Annotated in this window: 16 protein-coding genes; 7 read left to right on the forward strand and 9 right to left on the reverse strand. The window is 39.3% G+C overall.

What is annotated here, in order from left to right; genetic code table 11:
* Positions 1-303 precede the first annotated feature (303 nt).
* Complete coding sequence (locus LUA86_RS14170) at positions 304-1,053, reverse strand: hypothetical protein (RefSeq protein WP_231463836.1); 750 nt, start codon at positions 1,051-1,053, stop codon at positions 304-306.
* Between the two features lie 397 nt (positions 1,054-1,450).
* On the opposite strand from LUA86_RS14170, the gene LUA86_RS14175 reads away from it, so the two are divergent.
* On the forward strand, positions 1,451-1,810 hold the full coding sequence (locus tag LUA86_RS14175; protein ID WP_231463837.1) for a hypothetical protein: 360 nt from the start codon (positions 1,451-1,453) through the stop codon (positions 1,808-1,810).
* 270 nt (positions 1,811-2,080) lie between these two features.
* Here the strand turns inward: LUA86_RS14175 and LUA86_RS14180 are convergent, their stop codons facing one another.
* The 8 genes from LUA86_RS14180 to LUA86_RS14215 all read right to left on the reverse strand — a co-directional run bounded on the left by LUA86_RS14180 (position 2,081) and on the right by LUA86_RS14215 (position 9,804).
* Positions 2,081-2,557 carry a JAB domain-containing protein gene (locus LUA86_RS14180; RefSeq protein ID WP_231463840.1) on the reverse strand — a complete coding sequence of 159 codons (477 nt, stop codon included), beginning with the start codon at positions 2,555-2,557 and terminating at the stop codon, positions 2,081-2,083.
* A 457-nt stretch (positions 2,558-3,014) separates the two neighbouring features.
* Complete coding sequence (locus LUA86_RS14185; RefSeq protein ID WP_231463842.1) at positions 3,015-3,686, reverse strand: DUF2490 domain-containing protein; 672 nt, start codon at positions 3,684-3,686, stop codon at positions 3,015-3,017.
* A 2-nt stretch (positions 3,687-3,688) separates the two neighbouring features.
* Positions 3,689-4,177 (reverse strand): hypothetical protein, encoded by a 489-nt coding sequence (locus tag LUA86_RS14190; RefSeq protein ID WP_231463844.1) that lies wholly within the window; start codon positions 4,175-4,177, stop codon positions 3,689-3,691.
* A 501-nt stretch (positions 4,178-4,678) separates the two neighbouring features.
* Entirely contained in the window at positions 4,679-5,140 is a 462-nt protein-coding gene (locus LUA86_RS14195; RefSeq protein ID WP_231463845.1) for a (2Fe-2S)-binding protein, read from the reverse strand.
* A 24-nt stretch (positions 5,141-5,164) separates the two neighbouring features.
* Complete coding sequence (locus LUA86_RS14200) at positions 5,165-7,423, reverse strand: xanthine dehydrogenase family protein molybdopterin-binding subunit (RefSeq protein ID WP_231463847.1); 2,259 nt, start codon at positions 7,421-7,423, stop codon at positions 5,165-5,167.
* Between the two features lie 28 nt (positions 7,424-7,451).
* Positions 7,452-8,102, reverse strand: a complete 651-nt coding sequence (locus LUA86_RS14205) for a hypothetical protein (protein ID WP_231463849.1) — start codon at positions 8,100-8,102, stop codon at positions 7,452-7,454.
* 263 nt (positions 8,103-8,365) lie between these two features.
* Positions 8,366-8,845 (reverse strand): nuclear transport factor 2 family protein, encoded by a 480-nt coding sequence (locus LUA86_RS14210; protein WP_231463851.1) that lies wholly within the window; start codon positions 8,843-8,845, stop codon positions 8,366-8,368.
* A 62-nt stretch (positions 8,846-8,907) separates the two neighbouring features.
* Positions 8,908-9,804 (reverse strand): AraC family transcriptional regulator, encoded by an 897-nt coding sequence (locus tag LUA86_RS14215; RefSeq protein WP_231463853.1) that lies wholly within the window; start codon positions 9,802-9,804, stop codon positions 8,908-8,910.
* A 164-nt stretch (positions 9,805-9,968) separates the two neighbouring features.
* On the opposite strand from LUA86_RS14215, the gene LUA86_RS14220 reads away from it, so the two are divergent.
* The 6 genes from LUA86_RS14220 (at position 9,969) to LUA86_RS14245 (ending at position 14,827) form a co-directional block, all read left to right on the forward strand.
* Complete coding sequence (locus LUA86_RS14220) at positions 9,969-10,820, forward strand: aldo/keto reductase (protein WP_231463855.1); 852 nt, start codon at positions 9,969-9,971, stop codon at positions 10,818-10,820.
* Positions 10,821-10,833: 13 nt separating this feature from the next.
* Entirely contained in the window at positions 10,834-11,817 is a 984-nt protein-coding gene (locus tag LUA86_RS14225) for an aldo/keto reductase (protein WP_231463857.1), read from the forward strand.
* Positions 11,818-11,840: 23 nt separating this feature from the next.
* Positions 11,841-12,296, forward strand: a complete 456-nt coding sequence (locus LUA86_RS14230) for a cupin domain-containing protein (RefSeq protein WP_231463859.1) — start codon at positions 11,841-11,843, stop codon at positions 12,294-12,296.
* The gene (locus LUA86_RS14235; protein ID WP_231463861.1) at positions 12,274-13,371 is read left to right on the forward strand and encodes an alpha/beta fold hydrolase; all 1,098 of its coding nucleotides are present in this window, start codon (positions 12,274-12,276) and stop codon (positions 13,369-13,371) included. Before LUA86_RS14230 ends, LUA86_RS14235 begins: the two co-directional genes overlap by 23 nt.
* 77 nt (positions 13,372-13,448) lie before the next feature.
* The gene (locus tag LUA86_RS14240) at positions 13,449-14,078 is read left to right on the forward strand and encodes a flavodoxin (RefSeq protein ID WP_231463863.1); all 630 of its coding nucleotides are present in this window, start codon (positions 13,449-13,451) and stop codon (positions 14,076-14,078) included.
* An 8-nt stretch (positions 14,079-14,086) separates the two neighbouring features.
* Entirely contained in the window at positions 14,087-14,827 is a 741-nt protein-coding gene (locus LUA86_RS14245) for a carboxymuconolactone decarboxylase family protein (RefSeq protein WP_231463864.1), read from the forward strand.

Below are 14,827 nucleotides of genomic sequence, written 5' to 3' on the forward strand. Positions count from 1 at the left end.
TGTAAGAAAGCTCTACTGCCATCTTCCTGAAGGATTCATCAAACATTCGTCTGCTCATATAATCAAATTTAAAAGTTTCTTTCTAAATCTGACGACTAAATTCCTCCAGTCAAATGTAGCAACTCCAAAATGTCTAAAAAAACGATGGATGTTAGAGTAACCCTTTTTTGAGAGAGAATCATAGAATGACTCCATTAACAATAAAAGCTGTATCAATGTAAGCCTGTTGGTCCTTCTCGGGACTAGTGATGGAACAAGATACAAAGACCGAAATTGAAATTAATATTAGGTAAAGTGTGCGTTTTATTTATTTTTAGTTAATAGGTTAAATAAGGTAGATGTTTGTTTTGGATGATGAATAGTCGTTGTTGGTGACAATATCAGCATATAAAATTTGGAATTCTTTTTTATGAACGCAAGCTCTATGGAAAATTCTCGTCCCAACAGTCTATCAGTTTTTTTGTACAGAAAGTCGTAAGCTCCATTAGTAGTGTAGCGCCCTCCGAGTTGGGTTATATCTATAGTTCGACATTGAATAGTATCATTCGAAATTCCCTCATGCAATAGCTTACCAGATATATTTATAAACAAATTTTTGTCGCCTGTTGGATTCTTCTCTAGCTCGCTGAATACGAAATTGGCACTTCTATAACTCCCGTCATAAATATAATTGTAGGAATTTGATATGTTCGTATTCCAATTGATTTTTATAACGTCTGCTAACCTTGCAGTAGGTTTATTTACCGATAATTCATAGACCAAAATATTTTCTGTTTCATGATTGATTTTAAAGGTGGCCCTTGGGGCTCGATAAGCAGAATAGAAGGTGTACGAAGGGGTGATTTCCGAATTATCATAATTTGGAAAGACTTCTTTATATGTATCCGATATTTGTGGCATCTTTTTAACTACTGCCGTGCTTTTGTATAAACTTAAAAAAGCACTCAACCTAGAACTAATAATCCAAATCCCTAGCGCAATGGCTAGAGCCAGAAATATATAACGGGTCACGCCATTACTTTTTAATTGTTTTTTTTTAGGTAACTCCATCATACTTAAATTAAGGTGCAAAAAGTAACGAAAATTCTATTACAAATTACATGGGAAAATCCCGTTGGTAACAATGTTGCTTTGTAACTAAATCATGTTCAACCAACTTTCTACAAAATCAGATTTTTTCTTGTATTACCAGCGTAGGGTTTAAAAATTTCTAAAATTTAACGATTTGATTATATATTATTTTTAATACAATTTTAGATAATGAATTTTAGACGCTCAATTCTTCCCATCACTTTTTTAGTTGTAACTATTCTTGCTTTGTCTTGCAGAAAAGGTAAGAAATTATCAGAATTGTCTCATAAAAAAAAGAGTTACCTATTATATGCCAGGCGCCTCTCTTTGGTTCTATCTTATGTTTGCTATATTAGAAGTTAATTGAAAAATGTTTGATATGAAGATCATAGCTCCAAATGATTGTGATAACTCACCTAAAAGAAGGGTCGTGAAAGATCTATTGATTAACCTTTACACAGGTAATTACGACAACTTCCTGGAGAACGTCAATGAAAGTTTCATATACCAGCGGATAAATAAACCAGCAATAAATAATAAGAAAGATCTAAAGGAACTCTTAAAAAAACAAAGTAGACCTACAACTATAACAATCAACCAGATCTTATCGCATGGTAAATTTGGAGCTTGCAATGGCTATTTGGATGATTCTATAGGCATTACTCACTTCGCATATTTTTTTGAGTTCAAGTCTGCGGGAAGCAATCTTATAAAAACAATGACGCTATACCAAGTATAGACACCTATCCGTTCTCTTCAATGTTTTACAAAACGAACTCATTAATCTCATCTTTTGAGTGAAATATAGACCTATCGTGCAGGCATAGTTATTATGGGTACAATTGTAGGTATTTGGGGGAAATTCATTTTTCATATTTCTAAAGGTGTACCATTTGTTTCATTAAAAACCATTCAAAACAGAAATAAATCAAAATTTACCTTTACGCATAACAAGCAAAAAAAAATTGTTATAAATATTCAAACACTTTAATTTACATAATTTGAGGGATCATAACATCCCCTCGTCAGCAAATGAATAATAGCCATTGTCTTTGGTAATAATAATGTGATCAAAAACTTCTAAGTCTAACAAGTTAGCACCTTCTATAATCCTATTGGTGATTTTGATATCAGTTTGGCTTGGTTTCAGATTACCTGATGGATGGTTGTGCGCTAATATTATTCCCCTGGCATTAGCCAAAAGTGCAGTCGAAAATATTAATTTGTTATCAATTGCTACGGATGATGTACCACCTACTGCAATAGTAGAAATACCTAAGATTCTTAATTTCGTATTTAATAAAATAATTTTGAATTCTTCGCGCAATGATGGTTGATTCAAATTCCAATTATCCTGTAGAATTGAATATAATTCACTACTACTATTTGCTAATGGGAGGTTTGAGATCTTGAATGGTGGATTGTAGGCAATTTCGATCACACAAATATTTGAAAATTGTTTTTGATGCACTTGGTAGTTTTCCATTATTTATTTTTTTTTGCACCATTTAATAAAGATTGACAATTTGTCAATGGCGGTTTATTAAACCGTTTATAAACCATTGACGAATTAAAGTCAGTCTTTATAGGTTCGCAGACAAAAAAATAACTATGGAAAACTATGCGCTGTAATAAAATGTGTTTGCCAAGTGTGAAGTTCCGCTGGGTATACCATGGGATTGGCACAACGTTGCAACACAGGTAGTATCCCTAATAGTTTAGAATTACTTTAGCAGCCTGAAATTTCCTGCTTGCTATAAAATTGATCTTGCGGTCTCTTTTGATGTATAGATGCCCGTAATAAAACTTTATGGAACAGAATTTAGATCATCAGCAATGTCAGTCTATACGCAACGTGTTAGTTTACAATCACTTTCCTTAAATATGGAGTACTACTCGCCACTTTATGTTTGTGTCCAAAACCGTTGAAAACAAATAGATTATCAGAAATTTTGGTAAAAGCCAATATTTAAAAATATTTTGTGAGTTAGATTTCCAAAAATTTCTTCAAGTCGATAGTCGCCACCAGTTTCGATTCTATTCTTCTTGCCAATTGTATAGCCAACAATTGCAAGTCCACGAATTTCCATATTTGTCTTCGAATCTTGCAAAACACCTAAGTATTCATTATTGAGTTTCAAGTAAAATTCCTCGGAGTCTACCTGCAATCCGCTGAGTGGCTTTTCCCAACTTACCCGGTAGCGCAAGCGGAACTGAAGAGCCTTAGCATCTTCTAAAGTCTGATCAATTCGAAAACGGTGACTTATTTGCGAGCTATACAGTTTCTTGGTGTAGGCATATTGTTGAATAAAACGATGAATAAATTTCCCTTCCTCCGATCTCACCAAATAGCCTACGCCTAAGTCATTTGAAGAGTTGAGGGCTTTATCTAGCACTACCTCAAGGTCAAGCCGTTCAAATATTTGCTCTTTTTTATCCTCTGGAAAAGGATTCTGCTTTAATAGCTGGCGGCCTTCTAGTTTTGAGTTGATGTTCCAATCATTTTTAAGTTTAAAGGATGTATTGATAACAGGAGATATTCCAAACTGGTTTTGGGCTGAACAGATTAGGCTTAAGCCAGATAAAAGAAAAAGTAATAAGTATTCCTTCATCATATCTAGTAAAGTAAATGTGGATTATTTTGATTTATAATTTTTAACATTTTTATTAGTTTCCCTTGATCGTCGAACAATACTTCATAGTCCGATGTGCTTTTATTTTTGATACCTCTGAATACAATTTCATATCTTGTCATATAATTTTTTGAGGAATTTTTCCCTGCAACCAGAAATTGCATGGCTTCTGGTGATCCACTCCATTGACGCTGAACCTTCAGAATTTTAATACGCCTAAACTTCGCTTTCAAAGCCTCGCTAATGGATTTCTGTAACATTTCTGATAATGAATTGAATCCAACAATGGTTTCTATATCCTGAAGTTTGCCCGTGAAATCAAACTCAATACTGTAAAAATTCCCATTATTTTTTATTTTAGCCTCTATACTTTCTCCACTTTCGCTTTTCTCAACATACCATTTGATCTTGCCGGCAGGAAAAAGCTGCGAAACATAATTCAAAGCAGATTTGGGAACGTTCCCTGGCTTCATTCCATACTCCCGCTCAATCTTGGTTTGGGAATATAAACTATTCGGATATATCAGGACTATCAAGACTGACGTTACTAGACTACTACACAATGTTTTATAACACTTATTAACTATCATCTCGATGAAGCTTATCAAATTTTATTAGAGTACATCCTCACAACTATTTAGCAATAAACAATATCCACCTCATATTGTTATTATAAAATAAATCAATCATTTATTTACCAAAAAAAGGCAGATTTTATATAGGATGTTAAATTTCCTTTTAAATTATTGTCTCAAAAAACCAAAGTATTCATCCCCTACTGCTTATCTTTCAGCTGAAAGTTTAATTGTACAAATTACGGCAAATAAAAAAAATCTCTCAACAAACGAAGGTATCAATCCCCTACTGTATATTTCTCTTTCAGCTGTAAGTTTACTTGCATCAAATACTGTAACTGGAACAAATGTTAAATCAATATACCGCAATCACAGATTATCCTGGTATTAGGACACTACCTATTTTGATAATTTTTCTTTTGCTGCTAACTTGATGGCATCTCTAATTCGTAAGTAAGTTCCACACCGACAAATATTTCCAGCCATAGCATCGTTGATATCCTCAGTTGTTGGGTTTTTATTTTCTTTAAGCAAAACTGCTGCAGACATTATTTGCCCAGCCTGACAGTAACCGCATTGAGACACATCAAGTTCCAGCCACGCTTTCTGTAGGGGATGATCATTTTTTTCTGATAAACCCTCGATTGTGACCACTCTTTTACCCTGGGCCCGACTTGCCTTTGTTACGCAGGAACGAACAGCCTCACCATCCAGATGCACAACACAAGCGCCGCACTGTGCAACGCCGCATCCGAATTTAGTTCCAACAAGGCCGACGTGATCCCTTAATATCCACAAAAGTGGCGTTTCAGGATCAGCATCGAGTTTATAGTTTTTCTTATTTATATTTAAAGTAATCATGATAGTATAGTTAGCCAATTTAAATTAGACACTTTTGGGTTCGGGTTGTGGCAAGGCGAAAGGCTGCTGATAATGTCGTTTTCCGGTGGCTTTGTATAACGCATTTGCTACGGCGCCAAATACCGGTGGAAAAGGTGGTTCGCCTAAGCCTGTTGGGTCAATATCATTCTGCACAAATGAAACATCGATTTTTTTCGGCGCTTCATGCATTCTGATAATCCTGTATTTATGGAAGTTGTTCTCTTCTACTACGCCATTCTTATGTGTAAGTCCTCCGTACAAACTATTTCCTATTCCATCCACCACTGCACCTTGAACCATGTTTATCGCAGCATCAGGATTAATTACGATTCCGCAATCAATAGCGCTAAAAACTCTTTCCACATAGGGTTCTCCATCTTTTAGGGTTAAGTCAACAACATGCGCCGCATAAGAATTATGGCAAAAATAGGCAGCAACGCCACGGCTATATTTAGAATCTTTAGTCCCATTCCATGCAGATTTTTCTTTAACCAGTTTCAATACCCCGGCATATCGGCTGGGATCATATTCATTGTTCTTGCCAACGGGATTTTCTTTTGCCCTATGTAAAAGTTCCAAACGAAAGTCGATCGGGTCCTTTCCCATGGCTTCTGCCAACTCATCGAGGAATGACTGTTCTGCTGCCGCATTAAAGTTAGATCTCGGTGCCCTAAATGCACCTATCGTAATATTAGATGGAATTGCCCATCCTTCGGCCAAATAATTGTCGATTGCACCAGCTGGAAATCGGTTGGCGTGAATGGCGTGTTCAGGAATCCCGCCTCCCTTAACATGGAAAGCAAGCAACTTTTTCTCCGAATCAAGGGCTGCACGGTAAGTTGCGGTATACATCGGGCGATAAATTCCATATGTTGAATCATCCTCACGGCTATAAATTAGCTTGATCGGCGCCTTTGCTCTTCTTGAGATCAGTGCTGCCTCTATTAAATAGTGTCCATAGGCTCTTCTTCCAAACCCACCGCCCATACGGGTCATCTGAATTTCTATTTTATCAGCCGGAAGGTTCAACACTTTCATCAATGTTGGCTCTGTCCAGCCCGGCGCTTGCAACGGCCCAACCAATAATGCTTTTTCTTGAGTTACATTGGCAAAGAAATTCATGGGCTCCATACAATTATGAGCCAGAAAAGGAGCGTTATAAGTACGCTCAATAATTTCGGCTGCGTTTTTAAATGCCGTTTCCGGATCTCCATCTTTTCTTAGTTGTTGAGCAGGTTTTTTAGCATATTCCAGCATTTTCTGGTGTTGCACGGCAGTGGTTTCTAATTCTCCTGGCACCACTACTTCTCTTTTCCCACCCCTGGCAGCCATGGTATCTTTTTCATCACCAGCGGGAATCCATTCCACAATCAATTTCTTTCTGGCATTCATCACCTCCCAGGTCGTTTTACCAACCACAACCAGGATTTCATTGAAAGTCCTTACATCAAAGCCACCCTGTTCAAAACCATCATCATATAACTGCAGTTTAAAAACGTCTTTGATACCAGGCATTTTCAAAGCGGAAGCAGCATCAAAAGATTTTAGTTTCAAACCAAATGCTGGTGGATGCTGTATCATTGCGATAAGCATGCCTTCATGTTTATAATCAAGACCAAAAAGCGGCTTCCCACTCACCAATTTGGCGCCCTCTACGTTCTTTTGCGATTTTCTGACAACGGTAAAGTCTTTAACATTTTTAAGCTTTATTCCTTTCGGAACAGGAATGCCTGACGCCTTAGCTGCAAAATCGCCATAAGTTGCTTCTTTTCCACTCTTTTCATGTTTTATGATGCCGAGTTTAGTGGAAAGTTCTTCCACCGGCACTTTCCAGGTATCTGCAGCTGCAAGCATCAACATGTTTCTTGCGGTAGCACCCGCCTCCCTCAATGGCTTCCAATACATTCTCATTGAATTGCTTCCCCCGGTAAATTGAGGTCCGAGTTTGACATTATCGTGAGGCCCCATCTCCACAACAACCTTTTTCCAATCCACTTCAAGTTCTTCGGCCACCATCATGGGAAGAGAAGTCATTACATTCTGCCCAAATTCTGGATTTGGGCAAACCAGCGTGATGATATTGTCTGCCGATATTTTAACATAGCCGTTGATCCCCGATAAAACCACGGCTGGGACACTTTCATCTGTATGAGGTAAAGCAAACTTGGCCAGCCCACTGAAATGAATCATCAGTCCACCTCCTGCAAGAAGGGATGTTTTTAAAAAGGTACGCCTGCTATTTGGGGTTTGATTGTTTTCCATCTAAAAAAGTTTGATGCTATATAGTCAGTTATTTTTCTTTTGGTGCATAAGCGCCAGTGGTTAGCCATGTAATCCAGGCTTTTTTGAAATCTGCATGGGAAAGTGGCGGCAATGTACGTCCCTCGCCAGGATTCCATCCGGCAAGAACAAGACCATCGTCTGCATGGGCAATAAGTTTTTTCATATCCTTGTTGCCATTCTGCTTAGGGTCCATGAGCTGCCTGGCCAGTTGGTTCTGGCTCCTGCCCTGAAAAACCATTCTCATGTTTGCAGGAGGTAAATGCCATTCAGGATTTCCTGGAGGTGTATGCAAACCTAGCGTATTGGTGGGCTGGTGGCAGTTTGAACATTTCATCGCGTACACACCTTTACCATCTACACCCCTTTTTGGTAACATGGCGTGGATGTGACTATCATCACCCTGCAAGGGAATATCACCTGATGGATGACAATTCATGCATCGCGGACTCATCAATACGGCATAAACCTGTTTGAAAGCAGTCACCGATGCAATGCTGTCCTTAACGATAATGGGCTTAACCTCGTTTGGCCGACTAGCGGCTATTGGAGAGTCTACTCCAAAGGCCATTAAAATCACAAATGAAGATAATATGGTGAGCACGAATAATGATCTTAAAGCTCCATGGTATTTAATGTCTTTATTTGTTTTTTCAATCATATATATGTTCTGTTATAATCTAAAATACTGATACAATTAGTCACTACCGATATTAGAAACCTGCAGTTTACCAACATCCTTTTTCCTTAGTCCTACTACTCAGGGCGTAAATTCAGAATTAGCATAGCTGCCTGTATAATGCCTTGCATCATGGAAAGTCCCGCAAGCGCAAGTCTCCTTTCAAGAAACTCCTTCTATTGAAGCTCTGTGAGAATTTGTTGTTATCCTGATCTCCCATAAATATAAAAGTTTCTGTGCTGAAATTAATTTGGTTTGACAGCCAGTTTTACTGCCCTTGACAGTTTTGAAAACGTCAACGAACCCATTTTCCATTTGCCATTTTCTTTTACATACACTTCTGTAACCATAAACGGATTGATGACCTCATTGCTGCCAAGTACGGCAACCAGATCAATATCATTCAATAAAATAGCGGTATTGCCAATGATATTTACCGATGCGGAATATACTTCTGCTTTCTTGTAATGAATGCCCCCTGATTTAATCACATTGAGTTCTCTTTCGGTTCCCCAACTGCCTCCCATATGTACGAACATCGCCTTTGCATCAAACAGCTTTTCTAAAGAGTCAACATTTTTATCTGCCATCCAGACCCATTTTTTCCTGGATAGGTCTAGGACCTCCTGTTCTGATTTTGTCGGCGCAGCTGTCGTAGTCGATTGTGCGTTAGCCATTTTGAGCATGGTTATTAGCATCAAAAAGCTAAAAATTGTGGTTCTCATATATTTCTTGTTAAATAAAAATTGCTTCTTTCCAGATCAAATAAAAGGGTACTACGAACAAATCAATTAAGATTCCGAAACTCATTTGGGGTGTTGCCAACACGTTTTTTGAATAGCCTGATGAAATGCTGTGGGTATTTAAAACCAAGCTCATAAGCAATTTCGCTAACAGATTTATCAGTTTCAAATATTTTGTCTTTTGCAACGTCAATAATTTTTTCCTGGATAAAATCCTGTGCGGTTTTACCTGTTTCCTTTTTAATAAGGTCGCCAAAATAATTTGCAGAAAAATGCAGTTCTTCGGCACAGTAGGCCACTGAAGGGAGACCGATAGAATAAGGTTTTTCCGACAGGAAATAGCTGTTGATCAAGGCCTCAAAATTTTCCAGAACGCCTTTATTTACAGTATCCCTAGTAATGAATTGCCGGTCATAAAAACGCTCACAATAATTCAGCAAAAGTTCTATAGTGGATGCAATCAGTTTTTTGCTATGCTTATCAATCGCATTGCGAAGTTCGGCATCGATCTTTGCAAAAAGATCCAACACCAGCTTCCTTTCTATTGCAGAAAGATGCAAAGCCTCACTGGTATGATAGCTGAAGAAATGATAATCGGCCAATGCCTTTCCCAGCGAAGTACCCCGGATCAGATCCGGATGAAATACCAGGCCGTGGCCTTTAGGCTGATAAATATCTATTTTATTTTCTACATCGACTGTTTGACCGGGAGCAATGAAAACCAATGTACCTTCCTGGTAATCGTAGTTATGGCGCCCATATTTAAGATCGCCGCATTTCACATCCTTTAAAAATATACAATACAGCTCAAAATCCATTTTACTTCCTGAGCGTTCCCTTGCCTTCGAAAAGTCAATCACGCTAACCAGCGGATGATGGGTTTCATGATTATTGAAATCATTGTAGTCACTGATTGACTTAAAGTTATATTCCTTTTCCATGGTATTTTCGCTTTGCTTAAACAAACTTAACAATTTCAATAGTGTTATGATGATAGCAGATAGGCAATCCGTAAAATTGGTAGCGAAATCAGGAATCTGTATACCTATGAAGCCTACATCCAGGCAGATATTTGTATTCTGTATTTAGAATTAATAAATTATCTATGGAAACAGTAACATTAAACAACGGCCTCGAGATGCCTATATTGGGATTTGGGGTATTTCAGGTGACTGATCTTAAGGAATGTGAAAGAAGCGTAATCGATGCGATAGAAAGCGGATACCGTTTGCTCGACACAGCAGAATCTTATATGAATGAAGAAGCTGTTGGAAAAGCAATAAAGGCGAGCGGGATCGATAGAGAAGAGCTCTTTGTGACCACGAAATTATGGATAAATTCAAATGGTTATCAAGGTGCCAAGACGGCTTTTGAGAACTCCCTTAAAAAATTAAAACTCGATTATCTTGACCTTTATCTTATCCATCAGCCTTATGGTGATGTGTATGGCGAATGGCGGGCAATGGAAGAACTGTATAAAGAAGGAAAATTAAAGGCCATCGGCGTCAGCAATTTTCAGTCCGACCGACTAATTGATCTTATCATCCATAACGAGGTTGTACCTGCTGTAAATCAGGTAGAGACGCATCCTTTCCATCAGCAGATAGATGCACATCAGTTTATGGACGACAATAAGGTGCAGATTGAATCTTGGGGGCCTTTTGCAGAAGGTAAAAACGATATGTTCAAAAATGAGGTACTTGGTAGCATTGGGAAGAAATACAATAAATCGATTGCCCAGGTTGTATTGCGCTGGCTTACCCAACGCGGTATCGTAGCCATTCCAAAGTCTGTTCGTAAAGAGCGTATGCAGGAAAACATCAACATTTTCGACTTTCAATTAAGCGCCGAAGAAATGGAAACCATCAAAACGCTTGATTCCGGTACCAGCAGTTTCTTCGACCACCGTGATCCGGCAATGGTAAAATGGTTGGGCGAGCGAAAATTAAATCAATAATAAAATTACCAATATGGAAAAAAGAATATTGGGCAAAAACGGGCTGGAAGTATCAGCCCTGGGCCTTGGATGTATGGGCCTTAGTTTCGGTTACGGACCGGCAACAGAAAAAAGTAAAGCGATCGAACTGATTAGATCAGCATATGAACAGGGAATAACATTTTTTGATACCGCTGAGGTATACGGACCCTATACGAATGAGGAGCTTTTGGGCGAGGCGATTCAACCCTTCAGAAACGAAGTGGTAGTCGCGACTAAATTCGGCTTTAAAAATGCCAGGACCACTGAAGGCCTGGATAGCCGCCCGGAAACCATAAGAGCGGTGGCTGAAGCATCGCTTAAAAGACTGCGCACAGATCGAATCGACCTTTTCTATCAGCACCGTGTTGATCCAAATGTTCCAATGGAAGATGTGGCCGGTACTGTAAAAGATCTGATCGCTGAGGGAAAAGTAAAAAATTTCGGGCTTTCGGAGGCGGGGGTTTTTGCTATACGGCAAGCCAATGAAGTATTATCGGTAACGGCTTTGCAGAGCGAATATTCGTTATGGTGGAGAGAGCCAGAACTGGAAATTCTCCCCTTGCTTGAAGAACTCGAAATTGGCTTTGTTCCATTTAGCCCTCTTGGCAAAGGATTCCTAACGGGTAAGATTGATGAAAAAACAAGTTTCGATAAATCCGATTTTCGCAATACCGTTCCAAGATTTTCTGAAGAAAACCGAAAAGCAAACCAGGTATTGGTTGATCTGCTCGGCAAAATTGCCACAAAACAAAATGCGACCAATGCGCAGATCGCATTGGCCTGGCTCCTGGCGCAAAAACCATGGATAGCCCCAATTCCGGGAACCACAAAACTGAACCGTCTTCAAGAAAATATTGGAGCGGCAAATGTTGAGCTATCTTCTAACGATCTTCAGGAAATCGAGACCGCAGTGTCCAACATCCAAATTCAGGGACATCGATATACAGCGCAGGCACAGCAAATGATTAATAAATAATAAAAACGACTAATAAATCAGATATGAAAAAGTTATTTTTTTTAACGTGTCTTCTGGGTGGCCTAATGGCGCAAGTTACATTTGCCCAGAATACTCCGATATTTCCAAAAGGAGAAAAATCTCCAAATGTGCATCATACGGGCAACGTATGGCTCACCGAGCTTAATGCGCCCGACAGTGTATTCTCTTATGGAACTTCTGTTGCAATATCTGACCCCGATGCACGCCTGAACTGGCACATCCATCCGGGTGGCCAGATCCTAATCATCACCGAAGGTGAAGGCTATTATCAGGAAAAAGGTAAAGAAAAAAGAACAGTTAAAAAGGGTGAAGTAATTAAGTGTTTGCCAGGTGTTGAACACTGGCATGGTGCTACACCAAAAACTGGCGTAACTTATATAGCTACTTCCCCTGCAGCAAAAGGAAAAACCATCTGGTTAAATAAGGTTTCAGACGATGAGTATTATGGTAAAAAGTAAATCAATATTTCTCCTATTTTTCATTCCCTTTATTTTCTCAGCATGTAAGTCAGATAGGCAAAATGAGATGTCACAATCCCTGGTGATCAGGGAGCAGGGAAGCTTTTCTATCGGAGGCACAAAAAAGACTGTACCCGGGGAGTTTAACGTGAGTAATGCCCTCGATTCTGCGGGGCAAACCTTTCATGGCGACCATGCCTACGCATTCTACCAGATCCCCGAGCAATCAAGGAAATATCCAATGGTATTACTCCATGGCGCCGGTCAGTCAAAAAAAACCTGGGAGACTACTCCAGACGGACGTGAAGGATTTCAAAATCTGTTTCTTCGAAAAGGTTATAGCGTTTATCTCTTGGACCAGCCACGCCGCGGCGAAGCGGGTAAAAGTATGGTCCAAGCCACCGTTTCTCCACTCGCTGACGAACAGTTCTGGTTCACCCAGTTTAGGATTGGCAACTATCCGCAATATTTCAATGGTGTACAATTTCCAAAAGATCCTGCTTCACTCGAACAGTTTTATCGGCAGATGACCCCAAATACCGGCCCGTTTGACGGCAAGGTTATTGCCAATGCTGTTTCGAGCCTGTTTGATAAAATCGGCGAAAGTATATTGGTCACCCATTCCCAGGGTGGTGGCCCGGGCTGGATGACCGCAATTCAAAATAAAAATATTAAGGCCATAGTTGCCTACGAGCCATACAGTGGTTTCGTTTTTCCAAAAAATGAATTGCCAAAACCGATCAAGTCCTCAGGTTTGTTCGGAGAACTAGTAGGTACCGAAATACCACTGGATGATTTTAAAAAACTGACAATGCTGCCAATCATTATTTATTATGGTGATAACATTGCTAAAAATCCATCCAAGGTATGGAATAGTGACCATTGGCGCTCAGGCCTGGAGATGGCCAGGATATGGGCTGCAACGATAAATAAATATGGTGGAGATGCTAAAGTTGTGCATCTCCCGGAGATCGGGATAAAAGGCAATACCCATTTTGCCTTTTCTGACTTAAACAATATTGAGATTGCAGATCTTTTATCTGCCTGGCTAAAAGAGAAAGGTCTGGATAAGTAAAATTGGTAGCAATCTCCGTAATTCATATACCCTCGAAGCATTAAAATTGGGGAAATTTGTTGTCAAAGAAATCGCTTATGAAAACAATAATTCATCCCTTCATGGTGATCACTATAGTGATTAGCATGCTTTCAAGCTGTACAAAAGCCCAGGCCCCTTCTTCCGCAACGGAGAAAAATTTAGATGGAAAAAACATTTTGATCGTTTATCTTTCTAGAACAAATAACACCAAAGCTATTGCCGAATTGATTCAAAAGGAAGTTGGTGGCAAGTTGGTTTCATTGGAGTTACAAAAGCCTTACCCGGAAAACTATCAGGCAATTGTAGATCAGGTAGCAAAAGAAAACGCTGATGGTTACCTGCCCCCTCTTAAAACCAAAATAGATAGCATAGAAAAGTTTGATGTGATATTTTTGGGATTTCCAACATGGGGCATGCAGCTCCCGCCTCCTTTGAAAAGTTTTTTAAGGCAACACGATCTTAAAGGAAAGACCCTTATTCCCTTCAACACCAATGCCGGCTATGGTATAGGAAGTACTTTTCAGACGGTAAAAGAACTGGCGCCGTCGAGCACTATCTTAGAAGGCTTTTCCATTCAGGGCGGAAAAGAAAGGGATGGTGTATATTTTGTCATGCAAGGCGAAAAAGAAAAAAAGGCGAAAGAAGAAATCATCAAATGGTTGGAAAAAATCAAGTTTAAAAATTAAGAACAGCAATGAGAATATTTAACATTAAGTTTCTGGCAATATTTCTTGGCAGTGTATTTTTTCTGATTTCAAAAATGTCTGCACAAGAAAATATAATGGTAAGTTCATTGGATGCAAAGCAACGGAGCCTCATCGCAATTGCAGCGCAGACCGCAAATGGGGATTTGGAGGGTTTGAAAGAAAACCTGACCCTGGGTTTAACCTCCGGCCTTACCATCAATGAAATCAAGGAAGCCATTGTACACTTTTATGCATACTGCGGGTTTCCACGTAGCATCAGGGCATTACAAACCTTTATGTCTGTATTGGACGAGCGGAAAGCTAAAGGACTTAACGATCCATTAGGTTTGGAAGCATCTCCGGTAAGCACCAATGCTAACAAGTATGAGCGGGGAAAGATAGTACTGGAAAAGCTTACAGGCATAAAAGAGACCGGACAAAAAGAAGGTTATGCAGCGTTCTCGCCTATTATAGAAGTGTTCCTGAAGGAACATTTGTTTGCAGATATTTTCGAAAGGGATGTACTAACATTCAAAGATCGTGAACTATTGACCGTATCAGTTATTGCCAGCATCGGTGAGGCTGAACCAATGTTGTCCTCACACCTGAATATTTGCATGAATGTGGGGCTCACGCCAGCTCAGTTAGAAGAATTTGTTAGGGTGATCAAACCAATTGTCGGCAAAAAGAAATCTAAGGCAGCGCAAAAAGTCCTCAACGTCGTTTTAGACAGTAAAAAGAAAGAATAA

The organism is Pedobacter sp. Leaf132, assembly GCF_920984695.1.
Lineage (GTDB): Bacteria > Bacteroidota > Bacteroidia > Sphingobacteriales > Sphingobacteriaceae > Pedobacter.